Annotated in this window: 1 protein-coding gene; it reads left to right on the top strand. The window is 44.9% G+C overall.

What is annotated here, in order from left to right; translation table 11 throughout:
* Window positions 1-573 (top strand): PTS transporter subunit EIIC (locus tag R7E78_RS28910; RefSeq protein ID WP_318058988.1); only part of this gene is annotated, 573 nt, incomplete at both ends.

The raw sequence follows: 573 nt of genomic DNA, 5'->3' as shown, positions 1-573 counted from the left end.
CAAGCTAGCGAAGCGTCGCTTAACGTTATCAGCCAAGGTTTTTACGACGCCTTTTTGCCTATGGGTGGTTCAGGAAACAGTGTCTGTTTGCTTTTGTGTATCCTGATTTTTGCCAGAGAGCGCAACCACATCATGTTGGCGTTGGCGGCTGCACCATTGGTGATGTTCAACATTAATGAAGTGTTACTGTTTGGTTTGCCGATCATCTTTAACCCTATTCTCATCATCCCATTTGTGCTGGTGCCTTTGGTGAGCTTCGTGATCACTTATGCGAGCATTGCGTCGGGTATTATTGATCCTGTCGAGAAGATCGTGAACTGGATGACGCCGCCGTTGATCAGTGGATATGTCGCAATGGGAAATCATATCCAAGGCACAATACTTCAACTGATAGTGATCGCGGCAGGGGTATTGATCTATCGACCTTTTTATCTTGCTTATGCAGGCAAACACGCGAGTCAGTTCGGGCTGAATAATGCGCTGAATGGTATTGAACAATCGCTGTTTAAGTCTCTGCTTAATAGCGTGAAAGATTCAAACATATACAGTATCAACAAATCATCAGCTCAGAAG

It is taken from the genome of Vibrio sp. YT-19(2023) (assembly GCF_033337395.1).
The sequence above is the reverse complement of the archived record's forward strand: the minus strand, read 5'-3'. Positions and strand labels throughout refer to the sequence as shown.